11 protein-coding genes and 1 tRNA gene are annotated in these 19,007 nt (G+C 35.7%); 5 read left to right on the top strand and 7 right to left on the bottom strand.

What is annotated here, in order from left to right; genetic code table 11:
• Position 1 precedes the first annotated feature (1 nt).
• Positions 2 to 1,261 carry a DNA methyltransferase gene (locus tag A9G38_RS00500; RefSeq protein WP_034909549.1) on the bottom strand — a complete coding sequence of 420 codons (1,260 nt, stop codon included), beginning with the start codon at positions 1,259 to 1,261 and terminating at the stop codon, positions 2 to 4.
• Between the two features lie 416 nt (positions 1,262 to 1,677).
• Here A9G38_RS00500 and A9G38_RS00495 point away from each other — a divergent pair, with 416 nt between their 5' ends.
• From A9G38_RS00495 to metF, 3 genes are all read left to right on the top strand, one after another.
• Positions 1,678 to 2,229: a DUF1440 domain-containing protein gene (locus tag A9G38_RS00495; RefSeq protein ID WP_034909547.1), complete on the top strand. Its 552-nt coding sequence runs from the start codon at positions 1,678 to 1,680 to the stop codon at positions 2,227 to 2,229.
• Between the two features lie 174 nt (positions 2,230 to 2,403).
• A complete protein-coding gene (gene metE / locus A9G38_RS00490; RefSeq protein WP_034909544.1) occupies positions 2,404 to 4,677 on the top strand; it encodes a 5-methyltetrahydropteroyltriglutamate--homocysteine S-methyltransferase in 2,274 nt (757 codons plus the stop codon).
• Between the two features lie 133 nt (positions 4,678 to 4,810).
• Entirely contained in the window at positions 4,811 to 5,686 is an 876-nt protein-coding gene (metF, locus tag A9G38_RS00485) for a methylenetetrahydrofolate reductase [NAD(P)H] (RefSeq protein ID WP_034909628.1), read from the top strand.
• A gap of 65 nt (positions 5,687 to 5,751) precedes the next feature.
• On the opposite strand, the gene A9G38_RS00480 is transcribed toward metF, so the two are convergent.
• Positions 5,752 to 5,828: transfer RNA gene (locus tag A9G38_RS00480), tRNA-Met, on the bottom strand.
• 390 nt (positions 5,829 to 6,218) lie between these two features.
• On the opposite strand from A9G38_RS00480, the gene A9G38_RS00475 reads away from it, so the two are divergent.
• On the top strand, positions 6,219 to 6,527 hold the full coding sequence (locus A9G38_RS00475) for a hypothetical protein (protein WP_034909540.1): 309 nt from the start codon (positions 6,219 to 6,221) through the stop codon (positions 6,525 to 6,527).
• A gap of 87 nt (positions 6,528 to 6,614) precedes the next feature.
• On the opposite strand, the gene A9G38_RS00470 is transcribed toward A9G38_RS00475, so the two are convergent.
• From A9G38_RS00470 to A9G38_RS00455, 4 genes are read right to left on the bottom strand one after another with little or no spacing between them, the layout of a single operon-like run.
• The gene (locus tag A9G38_RS00470) at positions 6,615 to 7,724 is read right to left on the bottom strand and encodes a hypothetical protein (protein WP_051634104.1); all 1,110 of its coding nucleotides are present in this window, start codon (positions 7,722 to 7,724) and stop codon (positions 6,615 to 6,617) included.
• A gap of 59 nt (positions 7,725 to 7,783) precedes the next feature.
• Positions 7,784 to 10,864: a type I restriction endonuclease subunit R, EcoR124 family gene (locus A9G38_RS00465; protein WP_034909537.1), complete on the bottom strand. Its 3,081-nt coding sequence runs from the start codon at positions 10,862 to 10,864 to the stop codon at positions 7,784 to 7,786.
• Between the two features lie 14 nt (positions 10,865 to 10,878).
• Positions 10,879 to 12,099 (bottom strand): restriction endonuclease subunit S, encoded by a 1,221-nt coding sequence (locus A9G38_RS12120; RefSeq protein ID WP_034909534.1) that lies wholly within the window; start codon positions 12,097 to 12,099, stop codon positions 10,879 to 10,881.
• Positions 12,096 to 14,675 (bottom strand): type I restriction-modification system subunit M, encoded by a 2,580-nt coding sequence (locus A9G38_RS00455; protein WP_034909532.1) that lies wholly within the window; start codon positions 14,673 to 14,675, stop codon positions 12,096 to 12,098. Before A9G38_RS00455 ends, A9G38_RS12120 begins: the two co-directional genes overlap by 4 nt.
• 420 nt (positions 14,676 to 15,095) lie before the next feature.
• Here A9G38_RS00455 and A9G38_RS00450 point away from each other — a divergent pair, with 420 nt between their 5' ends.
• Complete coding sequence (locus tag A9G38_RS00450; RefSeq protein WP_034909528.1) at positions 15,096 to 16,493, top strand: FAD-binding oxidoreductase; 1,398 nt, start codon at positions 15,096 to 15,098, stop codon at positions 16,491 to 16,493.
• Between the two features lie 208 nt (positions 16,494 to 16,701).
• Here the strand turns inward: A9G38_RS00450 and A9G38_RS00445 are convergent, their stop codons facing one another.
• Positions 16,702 to 18,891 (bottom strand): heavy metal translocating P-type ATPase, encoded by a 2,190-nt coding sequence (locus A9G38_RS00445; RefSeq protein ID WP_034909526.1) that lies wholly within the window; start codon positions 18,889 to 18,891, stop codon positions 16,702 to 16,704.
• Positions 18,892 to 19,007: the final 116 nt, after the last annotated feature.

Here is a 19,007-nt window from a genome sequence, read left to right as displayed (position 1 = left end):
TTTATTCCTTTTGGAAGACTAATACAGACTCAGTAGCAATTGTTTTATTTCGGTATTTTTTAGCATGTTTGTGTATATTGGCCATATTATTTTTGGATACAAAATCATGGCGGTTAACTAAGTGTAAACCATTTATGGTTGCGATATCTTTGATGATAGTTGAAAGATCGCAATAAACATCTTTGTAAAATGAATCTTGAACAACACAGCCAAATATTCCATTTTCTTTTAAAACTCGAGCAATTTCTTCAATCGTTTTAGCTATTTCAACAAAATATTGATAGTAATTTTTATAATAATAAGTAGCCGAAGCTCTTGATTGGTGGTTCATTACTGCATCTAAAAACCGATTTCCTGTTTTGCCAATATTCAGTGGCGTTAGTGATAAATTCTTATCAATTGTTGTTCTACCTGTTAATGAACGCCTAATAAAATCAACTTGTTGTGGGTCATCACCTAGAAGTACTGATAACTCAGGTAATGTTGCAATACCATAATCAATGCGAGTACAGTATGGCGGTGAAGTTATAATGGCATCAACCGAATAATTGTCTAATGGTAACTTTGATGCTGTGCCATGTATAATACTGGCTTTTTCAACATCAATTTGATAATTGGTATTTTGGGCAAGAGCAATTTTTTCATCTAAATATGAAATGACAAGTTTTTTAATTTCTTGATTAGGAAGATAAATTTTTTCCTGTGGATCGATTTTTAGTTTTATCCATGTCGGATTAGATGGAATAAACTTTCTCAACTTATTTCTGACAATATTGAATAAAGCTAGATATATAACGCATTGACTCATATTTATTTGTTCAATTTTTTTATTAAAAATAATATTTTTATGAGCAAATATATAGCGGCTAATATAACGTATATAATTAGCGGTATCTTCATGAAACCATGATAATAAATAATCATCGGATGAAATATAATGTTTATCGATATGAATTCTCAAACCTAAACAACGTTTTTTCGCTAATTTTAATTGAGCTACATTGGCTAATTTAGCTACAGAAATAATCTTCATGGCAGGATTGAGATCAACCCCAATACTTGTGTACCCTTCAAGTAATGCTGAATAAGTCGTTGCGCCTGTACCATTCCACGGGTCGAGAATGATTGATTGTTTAGACAACCCTAAGTTAGTTAAAAGATCCCTAACAAACGAATGAGAATATCCTGCATAATAGTCATACCATTGCGCTCGATTTTCTTTATCACTTATTTTTTTAGGAGAACTAACTATATTTTGCATACCATTTTTATTTTATAAGAATTAAAGTTCAATTGATATCTATTATAAACGACTTATTTTTATAAAATAGATCTTATTCTTGTAAACTAACAATTTTGCGTACTATATCGAAAAATAATTAGTAATTTTTCAAATATTCTTAGTTATTTTCCCAATAACAAAAAAAACCTTATTTTACTAGCGTAAAATAAACCTATCACATTGTAAAAAACATTCAGCAATCTATACTGCCTAATAGTAGGTAATCATGCTAATAACATGAATAAATCACTCTGAAAATTATCTTTGCCTAAAGAAATAATCATCACCACTAATTACAATAACTTTTACACCTTACTCCACTTATTCTTCTTTTATCCAAAATTACACAGGAGTATAATTTATACACCTATTATTATAATTATGGAAAACCCAGTATGTTTGGAAATAAAACAAATCGTCAAATCATTATTTGGACAACAATCATTGGTGGTTTTATTAGTGCTTTAGTTAAGTGGGGATCAGAGGTTAATATGCCTCCTCGTGTCCCGGGTGAAATTTCGCCTCCAGCGGCACATATTGATGCATGGCTTGGTTGGTTAGGGATTGATTCTCATTCACTTGATTATATTTATCAAACAGCAACTGTTTCTGGTGCGGTAACGCTTTATCACTGGTTATTCAGTTTTGCTTTCGCCTTTGTTTATGTGGCTGGTGCATATTATTGCAACAAAATCCGACTATGGTATGGCGCAGTTTATGGCACGATTATTACTATTTCTATGCATGGTTTTTTAATTCCATTACTTGGCTTTCGTCATCCTGCTTATGATGCCGAAGGTACTGTTGGTTGGTTATGGAATTTAAATGGCTATGAGCTTTGGAGCGAAATTTTGGGTCATATCTATTGGGGTGTTTCAATTGAAATTTGTATGATTGCCGTTCTTGCTCATTTTTCAAGGCCTATTCGTGGCGAGTGGCGTCAATAATTTAAGTTAAATCACTTAATACTAAATCCTACTATTTAACTATAGTGGGATTTTTTTATTTTATCAGTTATAGTTAAAAACTATATTAACCAATAAAAAACTAGAATTATTCAATATCTGTTTTTTTTGTTATCTTCTTTATCACCAAAGAAAGTCGATAAAAAGGAAATAAAAATGAATACTGCTGTTATTGGATATCCTCGAATTGGTAAGCTTCGTGAACTTAAATTTGCAACAGAAGCCTATTTTAAAGGTAATAAAACGCAAGCTGAATTATTAAACGAAGCTAAAACGCTACGAGCTGAGCATTTAAAACAACAAGCGGCTCAAAAAATTGCCTTTATTTCATCTAATGATTTTTCATTCTATGATGCGGTGTTAGATACAGCGTGTTTACTTAATGTTATTCCAAAACGTTATCAAGATTTAGGTTTACCTGAACTTGACCGTTATTTTGCGATGGCACGTGGTTATCAGGGTGAAAAAGGCGATGTGAGAGCGCTCGCTATGAAAAAATGGTTTAACACCAATTACCACTATTTAGTACCTGAAATTGAAGATTCAGTACAAATTAAGTTAACAGGTACTAAACCTTTTGACGAATATCAAGAAGCTAAAGCGTTAGGTGTGCAAACCAAGCCGGTTGTGATTGGAGCCTTAACCTTTTTTAAATTAGCGCAGTATTTAGGTAAAAAACAGCTTGTTGATTTTAAAGACGATATTATTAAAGCTTATCAAGACATCATCCAAAAATTCACAACACTTGGTACTGAGTGGATCCAAATTGATGAACCCATTTTAGTCACTGACCTAAATAAAGACGATATTGCTTTATTTACCGAACTTTATCAAGCGATTTTATCGGTTAAAGGTAACACCAAAATTGTTCTACAGACCTATTTTGGTGATGTGCGTGATTGTTATAAAGAACTTGTCGCTTTACCTTTTGATGGTATTGGTCTTGATTTTGTTGAAGGTAAACAGTCATTAACTTTACTTGAAAACAATGGCTTCCCTGCCGATAAAGTTTTATTTGTTGGTGTGGTAAATGGAAAAAATATCTGGAAAAACAATTACCAAAAGACCTTAACATTGCTTGGTAAAATCAAACAAAAAGCTGCAAATATTGTAATCAATACTTCTTGTTCATTACTACATGTTCCTTATACATTGCAAAATGAAACCAAATTAACCATTCAACAACGCGCTTATTTTGCTTTTGCACAAGAAAAGCTACAAGAACTTGCTGAACTTGGTCAATTATTTAAGGATGCAAATCCTGAAAATAATACCGCTTATAAAGCTAACCAAACATTATTTACTCGTGAGCGTGAGGGCGCAAATCAAACAGTACGCCAAAAAGTGGCCGCATTAAAAGATTCGGATTTTACTCGTTTACCTGAATTTTCAGTGCGTGAAGCAACGCAGAAAAAAGCCTTTAATTTGCCACTATTACCAACAACCACTATTGGATCATTCCCACAAACGCCTGATGTACGTTTAAATCGTGCTAAATTCAAAAAAGGTGAAATTTGCCTGAACGAATACACTGAGTTTAATCAACAAAAAATTGCTGAATGCATTAAATTACAAGAAAAAATTGGTATTGATGTGTTAGTACATGGTGAATTTGAACGTAATGACATGGTCGAATATTTTGGTGAAAGCTTAAATGGTTTTGTGTTTACTGAAAAAGCATGGGTACAATCTTATGGTACTCGTTGCGTTAAGCCACCAATTGTTTGGGGTGATATTTCACGTTCAAAACCGATTACCGTTGCATATTCAAAATATGCACAAAGCCTGACAGACAAACCAGTTAAAGGTATGTTAACAGGACCTGTGACTATTCTAAATTGGTCATTCCCGCGAGAAGATATTTCTCAAAAAGAATCAGTATTCCAAATAGCATTAGCAATTGGTGATGAAGTATTAGATCTTGAAGCAGCAGGTATTAAGATCATTCAAATTGACGAAGCGGCATTAAAAGAAAAATTACCTCTGCGTAAAGCCGATTGGAGCAGTGAATACCTTGATTGGGCTATCCCTGCGTTTAGATTGGTACATAGCAAAGTACAAGCAGATACGCAAATCCACACCCATATGTGTTATAGCGAATTTGCCGACATTATTAAAGATATTGATGCAATGGACGCCGATGTTATTTCGTTCGAGGCTTCTCGCTCTAATTTGCAGTTGATTGACGTACTTAATACAAACAATTTTAAAACTGAAGTGGGACCTGGGGTTTACGACATCCATTCACCACGTGTACCACCAGTAGCCGAAATAAAAGCAACGATTGAAAAGTTACTCGCGAAGATTGATAACCAAAAATTGTGGATCAACCCAGATTGCGGTTTAAAAACTCGTGGCGAAAAAGAAGTGGTTGAAAGCTTACAACATTTAGTACAAGCCACTTTAGAAGTAAGAAAAACACTGAACTAAGCACTGTTTTTACAAGGTCGTTAAGTTTTTCATTAACAAAGCAGACTTTGTTTAGCCTTACGTTTCCGCCGCCTATTTGGGCGGCGGAAGTGTCAATAAGGAAAATGAGTGACATAATCAATGGATGAAACAAATGAAAACAAATCTACTATTTAATAAAAAAACCGTGTTCTCCTTTGAGGTTTTTCCCCCTAAAAAAACCTCACCTTTAGAAACAATTTATAGTACATTACGTGAACTTGGTTATTTTAAACCTGATTTTATCAGTGTCACTTATGGTGCAGGTGGTAGCTTAAATGGCCAAACCACCATTGATATTGCCCACTCAGTCAAACATACTTATGGTATTGAAAGCGTCGCTCACTTGCCGGGGATCAATTTTGATAAAGCTGAAATGCAAAAAATCCTACATGATCTTAAATGTGCAGGAATTGATAATGTGCTTGCTTTGCGTGGTGACATCAACCCGAATGTGCAACCTAAAGATGATTTTCGATACGCTAGCGAGCTGGTGACATTCATTAAAGAAAACGGTGATTTTAACGTGATTGGTGCATGCTATCCCGAAGGACACCTTGAAGCAGCAACACTAAAACAAGATCTGATCCACCTAAAAGAAAAGGTCAATGCAGGTACCGATCAACTGATTTCACAGCTCTTTTTTGATAATGATTATTTTTATGCTTTTTTAGATAAAGCACGTGATATGGGCGTTAATGTACCGATCGAAGCTGGAATTATGCCAGTAACCAATAAAAATCAAATTGAGCGCATGGTCTCAATGTGCGGTGTAAACCTACCGAAGAAGTTTAAACAGATGATGGAAAAATATGAACATCATCCAGATGCATTTCGTGATGCCGGTATTGCTTATGCAATCGATCAGATTGTTGATTTGGTTTCTCAAGATGTCGATGGAATTCACTTATACACCATGAACAATAGCTACATAGCAAGGCGCATTAGCGAAGCAGTATCAACATTGCTAGCGGTGCCAAAATCGGAATAGTGATGGTATAAAGATAAAGTATATTTTTTGGGAGTACTGTGGAGTTGTTGCGGACTAGCTAAAATTGGTTGCGGGGGCTGGATTTGAACCAACGACCTTCGGGTTATGAGCCCGACGAGCTACCAAGCTGCTCCACCCCGCGTCAAAGAAGTGGCTATATTATAGCAATAAAATAATAAAGCAATACCTATTTAGCTTAAACGCCACATTTTTAAACATTCTTGAGTTAATCTAGATTATTTTCTTACATAAACACAAATTCACTTGAAAGTTTTTAACAAAAATTTTAGTCTCTTCCAAAACCAAAGACAGCAAAATCCAACTGCGCTGAAAATAACAATAATTTTATAACTATAGGATTTTAATTAAAAATCAAGATAAAAAATCAAATAAAATCAATACCCTACCTGAGCAATTTTGATAAGTAACACATTGATTTTTTTACATCAGTATTTCAATATACTTAGATAAATAAACAAAAGCCATTAACATTAATATAATGATTAACAAATATCGAGGAGTGATCAACATAATGCTACTATTTGATTATCTAAAATCTACAGATATTGAATTAATCAATACTAAATTAAAAAAAGTTGCTATGACAAACTTAAAACATATTCTTAATGATCACTACACAGAATTAGAACTTAATACTAAACAAGATACCCAAACTCTTACTTTTCATGAAAGCTTAAGTGTGATTTTAACGGGAGATTATAATGAACCCATTTTTCAAATGTGCTTAAAAATTTATAAAGATGAAATGTATCTTGGCTATTATCACTATTTAACGACATTAGACCTTACCTTTGTTGATGAATTCTTTGTTATCAAATAACCAATAAAAGCACGTTGTTTTGCATTCTATAGATGATCAACTACCGCTCTTTTTTTAGTGTATATTAAATACAGGTATTATCGATTTTTACAATTCCTCATGCTCCGTATAATCTTCTAACACCGCATCAGTCATACGGTCTAAATGTTTGACTTTACTCAGCGCTTTTAAATTGCGGTAGGGAATATAGCTGCAACGCTCCGATAATGGTCCACTTTCTAGTAACGAAAATACTGGGCGGCGGATTTCTTGAAACACCTTTTCCTGCCGGCTATCTGGTGCAACAATATGTAGTTTAATATTCATATTGGGTTGCAAGGCAAGTAAATCCGCCATGCGTAAAATACCAGAGTAAACCGAAGTGGTATGTTCGACTTCAAACGCGCGTGTGATAGCGCGCCCTTTTAACCAAATCACATCAATTTGTTCAATGGTGCTTAAGGTGGTTTCGTCATAATTAAGTGGTAATTTTTCTAATAATGCTTCGGTGCCTTTTTTCCACTCTTTTAATACCCGGCTGCGATCCGCTTTCGGTAGCCAAATCTTCATCCCCATACAGGCACCAATTTGGGCAAGTAACGCCTGCATTTTGATCGATTCGCGTACTTCTGGGGTTGTTTGGTTTGGGGCTTCATCATCGACCAGTTCATTATCACTCGGGACCGAAACCTCAATCACTTTATCGATTCGATTGACAGTATGGGTTTTTAATTTCTTTTGATCTTGCTCATTAAGGGGATAATCAGCGGCGATGTCATGTTGCTGTAATAGGCAGCGCATTAATAATTTGCCATCTTTTTCGTTGATTTTATTTAAACTATTACGCAGCAATCCGGTCCAACCTTTACTGTTTTTCTCAATGTTTTGGGTAAAAGAAAGATGTTGCCAAATTTGGTCAGTATACATAGGGATAGCTTGGGGGAATGGTAACCACACTTTAACCCGAACATGAAAACGTATAATAAACGGATCATCCGATGCTAAAAAAAGGGGCGTGCTATCTTCATAAGGACCATCAACCACTTCAAGCAGCCCGCACCAGCGAGATAGTCGGGTGAGATAACAAATAAAAATATCCCCAGCTTTTACTTTTTCTGCCAATAATTTTTGTCGAACCCGATAACCAGATACTGTTTTATCTGAATTCATAAAAGCTTGATACGTTTCGGGTGAAAAGATGTTGGTATAGTAAGCCATAAATAATTATCCGTTTTTAATTAACCTTACTTTAAAGGTTTGGATCTATTTAAAAGTAATCAGTTAAATTGCTGTTTAATCTCGGTCATCCAACGTGGAAGTTCGTCATGTAAGGCTAAATTTAGCATAAATAAGTTATCAATATCTTTATTCGCTTTGCTTAAGTCAATTGTTTGAATAATTTCAGCAAAATAAGGCACAATGTCCGATTTTGATAGTTCAAACTCAGTTATTGCTTGTAATAATAGCTTGCTATCAATACCCCATTCGTTGGCAAATTCGTTTGCAGCATGTTTGATTTTATCGTTTTTCCAATTGGTAAATGCTTGATCAAAATGGACTTGGCTAGATAGGCGACCGGTTAATAATTCGGTATCGACAAATTCTTTCAATATTTTTGCTTGCTGATCTTCGCCCATTTGGCTTAATTCTTGAATTTGTTCGTAGATAATGCGCCTAGTTTCGTCGTTAATGGTTTGTACACCATCAACATGCGACACTTTAGATCCAATTAAGCTAAGGATATGCGCAGCATCAATCACCTGTGTGCCTGCTAATTTGGTTTTACCAATTAAAGTGGGCACAATGGTTGGCGTTTTAGTGGTAGTTTCTTTAGCGGTTAAGTTTTTAAATGCGCCAACATATTGCAACCAACGGTGCTCGGTCATACCAAAAGTGGCATTATCCCATTGATATTCATAATATTGTTGGACAATATTAAGCTGATCAGCCGCTATTTTAAATGCTTTGCTAAATTCAGTTAGTTTTTTATCATCATGTTGAATTAATTGCCATTGGGTTGGATCGGCTAAGGTTAAAACTAATTGCTCCAAATCGTTAGCTAAAATTCGCACAGCAGTGGCATAGGTTTCAACAATCGCTTTGCTACTACCACCACCACTACCATATAGCTCAAGGGCTTGGTTAACCATTTGTTCGGTCAGGCGTGGGGTTTGGAAATTTACAATTGTGCCAAACTCTTTGCTAGAACCAAACACGCGATTGGTGCGTGAATAAGCCTGAATTAAATTTTGTAGCTTTAAGGTGCGGTCAACATAAAGAGTATTGAGTCGTTTAGAATCATAGCCTGTCAATAGCTGATCAGCAACAATCACTAAATCGATATTCTTACTATTACGACCACTACCGCCACGGGTAGCACGCTCGACCACATCCTCAAAATAGGCTTGTTCACCATGTTTTTTATCACCTGCGATAAACTTAATGCCAGTAAATTCAGCGTAATCATTAAACATGGTGTTGATAATTTCGGGATCGACATTATCCGGATCATTTTCGTTACCAAAGCTAAAGGTCATGGCAATATTGATTTTTTGCTGTTGGCTTGAAAGTTGTTTTTTAAATTCCTGATAATAGGCAATCACCCGTTCCTTATAAGCGACGGTTAAAATAGCATTAAATTGTTGCTGTTGCGATTGCGCTTGCCAGTTGCTTAAGATCTCTGTAACCACTTGTGGTATATGAGTTTGATCATGATAAACTAATAGCGATTTATCAATGGCTTGCTTTTCAACTTCGCTTTCGCTCCAGCTATGTACTAATCGGGCGATTTCGCGATCGGATTGTTCTGGCTTTTCGATTTTTATACGCTCAATAAGCTTATCACGCAAATCGTCATAACTGCTAAATTCGCCAGTATTGATGTAATCAACATGAAATCCAAGCACGTTACCATCAGCAATAGCTTCATCAATGGTATATTGATGTAATTTAGGACCAAATAGCTTTTCGGTAGTGTTAATCACTTCGCTGTTTTCGTTTATTTTGCCTTTAATTTTGTTTTCGTCAAAAAGCGGCGTACCTGTAAATCCAAAAAATAGCCCATTTATTCTAAAATGGCTTTTTATTTCGCCCATCATATTTTTCATAGTGGAACGGTGCGCTTCGTCAACAATAAAGACGATTTTTTTATCAGCTAAACAACTATCTTTGCCCTCTTCAAGAGCTTTAACTAAATTATGCAGTTTAAAGATAGTGGTTACCACAATACCATTGTGTGGCGAGCTAAGGTGTTTTCTAAGCTGCGCGGTGCTGTGCGTATCATCAACGGTGACTGGCTCAAAGGCAGCATAGGCTTTAAAGTTGTCACTGGTGCGACTATCAAGTTCCCGTCGATCCACCAAAAAGACCACTTTATCAAAACCCGCTCTGGTCGATAAAAATAGGGCTGTTTTAAAGCTGGTAATGGTTTTACCGGAACCTGTAGTATGCCAAACAAATCCGCCATGTGGTTTTTTGTCAGGATTATCCCAACCAAATGCCGCCCCTTCAACCGCTTGCAAAGCAAAGACCTGATAAGGGCGCATTAGCATATGTCGGCGGTTTTCTTCTTCTTTGGCTTCATCAATGACTAGGTAGTCGCCCACCATTTGATGCGCCATTGGGATCATTAAAAATTGTTCTATTACTTGCTGCCAATGATTGATCGGTTGATTTGATTTATTCGCCCAATGAAACACAAAGCTAGGATTAAAGTCATTAATTGTTTTGGGCGTGGCAAAGTAACGGGTTTCGATTTCGCTACTTATTACCATCATTTGCGAAAAAGCCATAAAATTGTTGCTATATTCGCCATCTCGATAATAACGCTTAAACTGTTCGAATGCCTCGTCAAGGTTTTTATCGGTACGTTTTTGTTCGATATTAATTAACGGTAAACCATTAATTAACAGCACCAAATCAAAACGGTTACCGTTAGGTGTTTGCACTTCGCAGGCAATGCGATAACAGGAATCACCGCCACGCACCTCGGGTTTTTTAAAGATAGTTAAGGTGATTTGTTTACGGGTGATAAGCGGGTTATCATCGCGATAGATGCCATCGATTTTGCCTTTTGACTCTTCCATGGCGAGCAGTTTTGCCGCTTGGTAGCTGTTTTGTAGTTGGTTAACTTTTGCCATTACTTGGCTAAATTCGTTATCGGTTAACTCAACGCCCTCAAGCTGATCGGCATTAAGCCGATTAAGTTCACTCCGCCAGTGGGTGACTAAATCATTAACCGTTACTTTACGTCGATTACCATCTAAAAAGTCAGGTGCCCGCCATTTATATATTTCTAATTCTTTAACAAAGTTTTCTTGAAAGGTTTTTTCTGCGGCATCTTTTACAACCTGACTCATTCCTTAACTCCTTTTTATACAAACATTTCGTTTAAATAAGCTTGTTTGATGTTTTTTAATTTAGCTAATTTTTTTTGTTCTAATGCTATTTTATCATCGAGTAATTTAAAGAAATTACCGATTTTGATTTGTTCTGTGATATTAGGTAGATCAACGATTAATTGATTAAAATCTTTTAAATTATAGTTACTTCTGCCATCTCCAGTAGACATTTTTTGGGCATATGCTTTATGTTTACGTGAATTCAAAAAAACTGATAAAAATTCTGATGTTATAATATTTTGGTTGGGTCTAGTATTAATTGTTGCAAAACCTATCGCATTTTCTTCTTTCTTTGTAATTACAGCTGAGGTTCCTACATCCCCCGTATGAACAGTAACTACATCACCAATATGTAAACGGCGCGAAGCATTTATTTGTGCAAATGTGTCTTTTAAATATATTGGATTATCTGAAAATTCAAACTTATTATCTTTGATATCTGAATTTCTTATTAATAACGTACCTACATTTGTATAATTTTCGGTCATTGTTGTAACCAATCCAATAAATATTTTACCTATTTCTATAATTTCTTTTTGTCTCCAAAGACCAATTGAACCTATAAATCTTCTCTTAGGTCCATCTTCATTTGGAAACATTTCCGTCAGATAGGCAGATTTTAGGGTTTTGGCTTTTTCTAGTTTTTTTTGTTGAGTGCTAATAAGGTTATCAAGCTTTTTAAAAAATTCACCTATTTGGGTTTGTTCTTTAGCTGATGGAAGAATAATTTCAGTTAATAAAATATTTTTATTATATAATCTTTTAATCGTACTACCTTCAATTCCTTGCCAATTTACTATTTTGTAGAACTGTTTTAAAAAACTATTAATTAGTCTTTCATCATGATTAAGCCATACTATATTTGAATCCTGAAAATATTCATCCTTACCTTCATATTCTATAGTTTTTCCAATACTTCCAGATGCTGAAATAAGAATATCCCCTATTTTAGGATAGGGATAGATTGTTTTATATTTTTCAAAAATTTCACGAGAAATAAAAGCATCTGGTTCTCCGCCGAAAGTCCCTATCTTGTAAAAAGGAATTTCACCTGAATTTGTTGTCTGTTCCTTAAAAATACGGCGATTCATAGCAACGCTGCCCAATTGGCCTAGTTCGTATTTTTGCCATTCACTAGCACCCTCAAACCCCTTAAACCGCCGCTTAGGAATTAATTTTTTACTTTGACTCATTGCGTTACCACCAGATCTTGCATCATCGCTTGTAACTCGGCTTCGAGTTGTTCGATCTCTTTATCAATCGAAGTTAAGGTATCTTGATAACGTTCGTTTAACATTTGTAGGGTTTTTAATTCGGCTTTAATCGGTTTTTCGATTAATTCGCTCAGTAACGCAATGGTATTACCAAACCATTTTTTATACATTAGTGTGTTAATTTCTTGATCCGTTAAGCTTAAAATCCGCTCTTGTACTGCTTCTTTTAATGCCAATTCTTCCGTTTTAATTTGTTTACTTAATGTGGATTTTTGGCTGATTAATTTATCGACTTTTTTAAGTATTAAATAGGCTTCACTATCTTTGGGTGTATCTTTTAACTCTTGTTTGAGTTTTTTATTATCAAATGAGTCTAATGGTTCGTCGTCATCGTTCTTTTTCAACGATTCATACAGCGCATCGTACTCAGGGCTGTCTTCCACTTTGGCCGCTTCGACCAGATCCGCAAGTTCGCTTTCTAGCGTTTGGATTTGCTGTTTATTGTTGTCGATATTGGTTAGCTCATCGGCATATAATTCACTGGCAATTAATTCGCTTGGAATTAGGCTGCTAATAAAGCCATCTTGCTCAGACCGTTTTTTAGCACCGCTACCTTTGTTGACCATATTCGGTACTCGGTTGCGCCCTGCGGTATAAAAATCAGTGGCGGCAATAATTTCAGCGTCATGGAGTAATGCATTTTGCCAAATTTCGGCAATAATCTGATAGCCGTCATAGATATCAAGATGATTAAAGCTAGCTAGTAGGCTTTTTATGTCGTTTAACATGGCTTCCATTAGTGGGTGAATTTGCTCTGCATCATTAACTGCAATGATTTGTGACCAATAGCGCTCTATATAAGCTTGCGTTTGCTGCGCTAATTGTGCCGATTGCTGTCGTATCCGTTCATCATTTAAGATTTTAGTGCTTAATTCGCTAATCTCTTCTTTTAAGGTGAAATAGTGCGGACGCACAGGCACTAATGCCGACTGCAATAAGTCGGGCGTGGTGGCACGGATAACAGCAAGTTGCTCAATATTGTGCTGTGGTATGCCACCTAATAAATGACCTTCGACGTCGTGAGCAATATCATCATCAATGGCATCAATATAACGGGGGATATTGAGGTTGTATTCGTTAGCGATAATCTCTTGACGAGTGGCTAAATGGCTATAGCCAGTTTGCTCTTGACGTAATACATAAGTATCCACAATTTTGGCGATGTCTTTTTCTTGCAAGACATTTTGCTTACCGACTTTTATAAAGGTATTTGATGCATCAATGATTAATACCGGATCAGTCAGTTGACGATTCTTTTTTAACACTAAAACCACAACGGGGATGCCTGTATTGGTAAACAGGTTGCTTGGCAAGCCGATTACGGTATCAATGTAATTCTTTTCTAATAATCGTTTGCGGATTTCACCTTCAGCTGCACCACGGAATAAGATTCCATGTGGTAACACGATTGCCATAGTGCCACTTTGTCCTAAATGGAATAGTCCATGTAATAAAAAGGCAAAGTCACCTTTTGAATCGGGCGGCAATACGCCTGCTATTTCAAAACGGGGATCGCTCACTTTTAATCCTGCGCGATTCCAGTTTTTGACTGAATAAGGTGGATTCATGACTACCGCATCAAATTGGACGCCCTCACAAGGACGCTCAGGATCTTCAGGCCAATCATGAGCTAAAGTATCGCCATTTCTAATGGTCATTTTATTGGGTTTGACTTCATGCAGTAATAAATTCATCCGCACCAAATTATAAGTAGCGGTATTTTTTTCTTGACCGTAATAGGTCAAACTTTGTTGCGCTTGTTTGGTTAGATGTTTTTTAACTGTTAGCAGTAATGAGCCAGATCCAACCGTCGGGTCATAAATAGAACGAATATTGGGTGTTTTGGCAACAATTTGTGCCATTACTTCACTTACTTGGCGTGGTGTATAGAATTCCCCGGCTTTTTTACCGGCTTCCATAGCAAATTTACCAATCAGATATTCATAAGCATCGCCTAATACATCGCCTTTTTGTAAAGCGACCATATCAAGATCGGCAAATAATAAGATTAAAGCTTTAATATTTTTACTGCGCTCGTGTAAATTACTACCAAGTGCGGTATCGGTTAAATCTAAGGTTGAATTAGAAAACAGATTCTTAAAGTCATCGGCATCTTTGCTATTGGCAATTGAACGTTCAAAGTGATTTAAGCTGTCGATCACTTTTTGCACTTCAAAATTGCCTTTATTTATATCTTCAATCCAAGTTTGATAAAGGTGTTCGGGTAAAACATAATAACCTAGTGTATTTTGCAGTATGCTTTCTAATTGAGGACCACGTTCAGCCATGCTTTTATGATAATTAGCGATAAGCTCGGACTGCGTGATCTCATCTCTGGTTATCATCATTTTAAATGATGATAATGTTTTATCGCTTAAAAATTTATAAAACATTAAACCTAACATATAGTCTTTATAACGACTGGCATCCATCGAACCACGCAGTTCATTGGCACCATCCCATAAGCGACTTTTAATCTCATCAGATGTAATCACAACGTTCAACCTCATTAACTCATTTACTTTGGCATGAAAGTATCATCGGTTTATTTTTGATTTATCCCATAGCCAACACAATTGAGTGGTATTTTAGCGGTAATTAGTTTCAAATCCTAGCTAAATAAGTAAAAACCCATACCATATAGAAATCACTCAAGTTTTTTACAATAATTTGGAAACGATTGTAATGAATATAAAATATAACGCCTTTTCATAAAGAAAAAATGACTTTCACAGATTAGATTAAACGTTTTATAGAGTGATACGGAATTAAAATTGAGATATAGAATTGGAATGGCAACTCATTTTCAAACTTATTCAAGAATAAACACATAAAAATTATAGAAGCATTGATTTATTTAATTTGTATAGATAAAATCATATTCCTAATATATCAAAAATAAATAATAACTTACAATGAAAAAATTAACTTTATTGAGCTACTGTCTTTTCTTGCTACTACCACTAAAAACGCAAGCTGTCGTTGTAAATGATGTTACAGGTATGACACCTGTACAAGCATCTGCGGTTATGCAACCAGAATCGACTCAACAAGTCTCAGAATTAGTTAAAAATACCTCTGGTCCAATTAGTATAGCTGGTGGCAAATACAGCATGGGTGGACAAACAGCAATAAGCAATGGAATTCAAATAGATACACAAAAACTCAACCATGTAATTGATTTCAACCCTGAGAAGAAACTTTTAACCATTGAAACAGGCGCAACTTGGCGTCAAGTACAGGAATTGATTGATCCCTACAATTTATCAGTAAAAATTATGCAAAGCTATGCCAATTTTAGTATTGGTGGTTCGCTTAGTGTAAATGTGCATGGGCGTTATATCGGAGAAGGCCCTATGATTTTATCTGTTGAGAAGTTCAAAATTGTCCTAGCTGATGGCGCTATTGTCGAAGCCAGTCCAAAAGAAAATCAAGATATATTTTATGGTGCTATCGGCGGTTATGGTGGATTAGGCGTAATTACAGAAGTCACTTTGCAACTTGTTGATAATGTTAAAGTAAAACGCATTAGCGATGTTATGCCAATTACCAAGTATTACCCATATTTTATGCAACAGATTCGTTCTGACAAAAGTGCCATATTCCACAATTCGGTAATTTACCCACCAGATTTTGAAAAAGTTCGTGCTGTGACTTTTAAAGAAACACAAGAACCATTAACTATTTTGGACAGATTACGCCCAACCGACCAATATTCGTTTGAGCAGGAACAAAAAATAAAAATTGTCGCCTCATCAAATTTAGGCAAGCATTTACGTAAATTGTATGATGATATAGATTATACAAAACAACCAGTAATGTGGCGTAATTATGAAGCCAGTTATGATGTGTCGAATTTACAGCCAATTAAAAGCAAAAATAAAAGTTTTGCTCTACAGGAGTATTTTATCCCTGTAGAGCGGTTTGAGGATTTTTACCCTGAATTAATTACTATCCTAAAAAAACATCAGGCCAATGTGATTAATATTTCGATTCGTCATGCAAATCCTGATAGCGGTTCATTACTAGCATGGGCTAAAACCGAAGTGTTTGCTTTTGTTATTTATTATCAACAAGATACTGATGAACAAAGCAAAAAGAAAGTAGGAATCTGGACACGAGAATTAATCGATGCAGTATTAGCAAAGGGTGGAAGTTATTATTTACCGTATCAATTACATGCAACTCGTAAACAATTTCAGCGCGCATACCCACAAGCAGATCGCTTTTTTAAACTTAAAGCACTATTAGACCCAGAAAATAAATTTAATAACATGCTATTAGATCGATACCAACCTAAAATAATTCAGTAAACAAAATAAGGCATAATTATCTTGGTTATTATTACTATTGAACAATATTGGACGTACTTTTTTGATACTTTTTATACTCAAACACTATGTTACCTGAAACTTTTTAACAAGAATGTACGCTTATTTGTAGAATGAATTAAGTTAATTTGTCTTCTAATCAATATAAAGGAGGCTTTAAGCCTCCTTAATTCAAAACAAAAATCTTATATTATTGGTTTTCTGATTTTGCCTTCCAACGTTTAAGTAAAAGTGCATTGGTTACAACGCTAACACTACTTAACGCCATAGCGGCACCAGCTATCATTGGATTTAAAAATCCCAATGCCGCTAGCGGAATACCAATTAAATTATAGAAAAATGCCCAAAATAGATTTTGTTTAATTTTATTATAGGTTCGGCGAGAAATATCGATCGCATCAGCAATTAAAAACAGATTACCACGCATTAGAGTAATACTTGCTGCATGCATAGCCACATCGGTGCCTGTGCCCATAGCAATACCAATATCGGCAGCCGCCAAGGCTGGAGCATCATTAATACCATCTCCTACCATTGCCACCGTCTTATTACCAGTTATATCTTCACTTTTTTGTAGTTGATAAATATAGTTTGCTTTATCTTGCGGTAATACTTCAGCAATAACCTTATCTAAGCTTAACTGCTGCCCTACATAATTAGCTGCTTTCTGGTTATCCCCAGTTAACATAACAGTTTTTACATTTAACTGGTGCAATGCTTGAATAGCTTTTTCGGCCTCCTCCTTTATTACATCGGCAAAACCCAAGAGTGCTAATATCACCACATTACCTTCTGATTGCTGTTTCGCTAAAAATGAAATGGTATAACCTTTACTCGATAACTGATTAATTTTATCGTCCATACCAACAAAATAGGCATTTAATGATTTCATCCAACGCAAACTACCTAAATAATATTCGGTATTATCAACGGTTGCCATCACTCCTGAACCAGCTACCGAAGTAATATTTTGAGCATAATGATACTCTTTGGCTTTACTTAAAATAGCTTTAGCAAGTGGATGCTCACTACCTGCTTGTAATGACGCTGCGAGCGATAAAATTTGCTCAGGCGTCTCGCTACCCATAACATCCATTTCAACTAATTCTGGTTTACCAATAGTTAATGTGCCTGTTTTATCAAATGCAACCATATTAATATTATGCAGTGTTTCTAATGCTTCGGCATCTTTAATTAAAATACCATGACGAGCAGCCACTCCTGTACCAACCATAATTGCTGTTGGTGTTGCCAAGCCTAATGCACAAGGGCAAGCAATCACTAACACGGCCACCGCATGGAGTAATGCTTGTTGCCAATCATGCGATATCACGCCCCAAGCCAATAACGTAACAAGTGCAATCAATAAAATCACTGGCACAAAAATAGCGCTGATGCGATCAACGACTCGTTGGATTGGTGCTTTTTTAGCCTGAGCAGATTCAACCATTTCAATGATTTTAGATAAAGTAGAATCCGCTTGAATCGCTGTAGTTTTAACGATAAGTAACCCTTCGCCATTAATTGTACCGCCAGTAACAACATCATTAACGGCTTTATTTACAGGAAAACTCTCACCTGTTAGCATTGATTCATCACTACTAGATGCACCTTCAATCACAATGCCATCAACTGGAATGCGCTCCCCTGGCTTAATAATAACAATATCATCCACTTTAACTTGGTTAATGGGTAAACTGATTTCTTGATTATCACGCCTTACTAAAGCAACATCAGGGCGTAACGCAGACAGAGCCTCAATTGCTTGTGTGGTTTGATGTTTAGCTCTTGATTCTAACCACTTACCAAGCAAAATTAAGGTAATAATAATAACTGATGATTCAAAATAAAGGTGCTCATCATTGCCCATGATAAGCTGATAAACTGATAACCCATATGCCGCACTAGTACCAATGGCCACTAATAAATCCATATTACCCGACAACGCTTTAGCCGCATTAAAACCGCTTCGATAAAATTTAGCACCAAGTCCAAATTGCACAATAGATGCAATAACCAGTTGTAACCAAGCTGGCATCATCAAATGAAACCCAAAAGGTTCTAATAACATAGGTAACACAAAAGGAATGGCTAAAATAACAGAAATCACAATCGGCCAAATAGGTGCTTGTTTTTTAACTTTCTTTGTACCTGATTGTTGATCTGAAATTTTAATAGCACGATAGCCCGCTTTATCAACCGCAGACATTAATGCTTCAAGTTTAACATGAGTATCTGCATTAATAGTTGCTTTCTCAGTAGCCAGATTAACACTGACATCAGTCACACCATCAACTTTTTTAATTGCTTTTTCTACACGACTAACACAAGAGGCACAACTCATTCCTTCAATATTAAGATGATATTGTATTGTCTTCATAAAATGCAGCCTTAATTTTTATACGATTATTGATTAGTATATACTCAAAATTGATAACAATGCAGAAAAATACTAGACAGATCGCAAGAATTTAACTTGCGATCAAAATAAGAGGA

This window comes from Gilliamella sp. Imp1-1 (assembly GCF_001690415.1).
Classification (GTDB): Bacteria; Pseudomonadota; Gammaproteobacteria; order Enterobacterales; family Orbaceae; genus Gilliamella; species Gilliamella bombi.
The sequence above is the reverse complement of the archived record's forward strand: the minus strand, read 5'-3'. Positions and strand labels throughout refer to the sequence as shown.

What these genes read in the sequence shown, in the direction of transcription:
- A9G38_RS00500 (WP_034909549.1), bottom strand. Translation starts at nt 1,261, where the DNA reads ATGCAAAATATAGTTAGTTCTCCTAAAAAAATAAGTGATAAAGAAAAT.
- A9G38_RS00495 (WP_034909547.1), top strand. Translation starts at nt 1,678, where the DNA reads ATGTTTGGAAATAAAACAAATCGTCAAATCATTATTTGGACAACAATC.
- metE (WP_034909544.1), top strand. Translation starts at nt 2,404, where the DNA reads ATGAATACTGCTGTTATTGGATATCCTCGAATTGGTAAGCTTCGTGAA.
- metF (WP_034909628.1), top strand. Translation starts at nt 4,811, where the DNA reads ATGAAAACAAATCTACTATTTAATAAAAAAACCGTGTTCTCCTTTGAG.
- A9G38_RS00475 (WP_034909540.1), top strand. Translation starts at nt 6,219, where the DNA reads ATGCTACTATTTGATTATCTAAAATCTACAGATATTGAATTAATCAAT.
- A9G38_RS00470 (WP_051634104.1), bottom strand. Translation starts at nt 7,724, where the DNA reads ATGGCTTACTATACCAACATCTTTTCACCCGAAACGTATCAAGCTTTT.
- A9G38_RS00465 (WP_034909537.1), bottom strand. Translation starts at nt 10,864, where the DNA reads ATGAGTCAGGTTGTAAAAGATGCCGCAGAAAAAACCTTTCAAGAAAAC.
- A9G38_RS12120 (WP_034909534.1), bottom strand. Translation starts at nt 12,099, where the DNA reads ATGAGTCAAAGTAAAAAATTAATTCCTAAGCGGCGGTTTAAGGGGTTT.
- A9G38_RS00450 (WP_034909528.1), top strand. Translation starts at nt 15,096, where the DNA reads ATGAAAAAATTAACTTTATTGAGCTACTGTCTTTTCTTGCTACTACCA.
- A9G38_RS00445 (WP_034909526.1), bottom strand. Translation starts at nt 18,891, where the DNA reads ATGAAGACAATACAATATCATCTTAATATTGAAGGAATGAGTTGTGCC.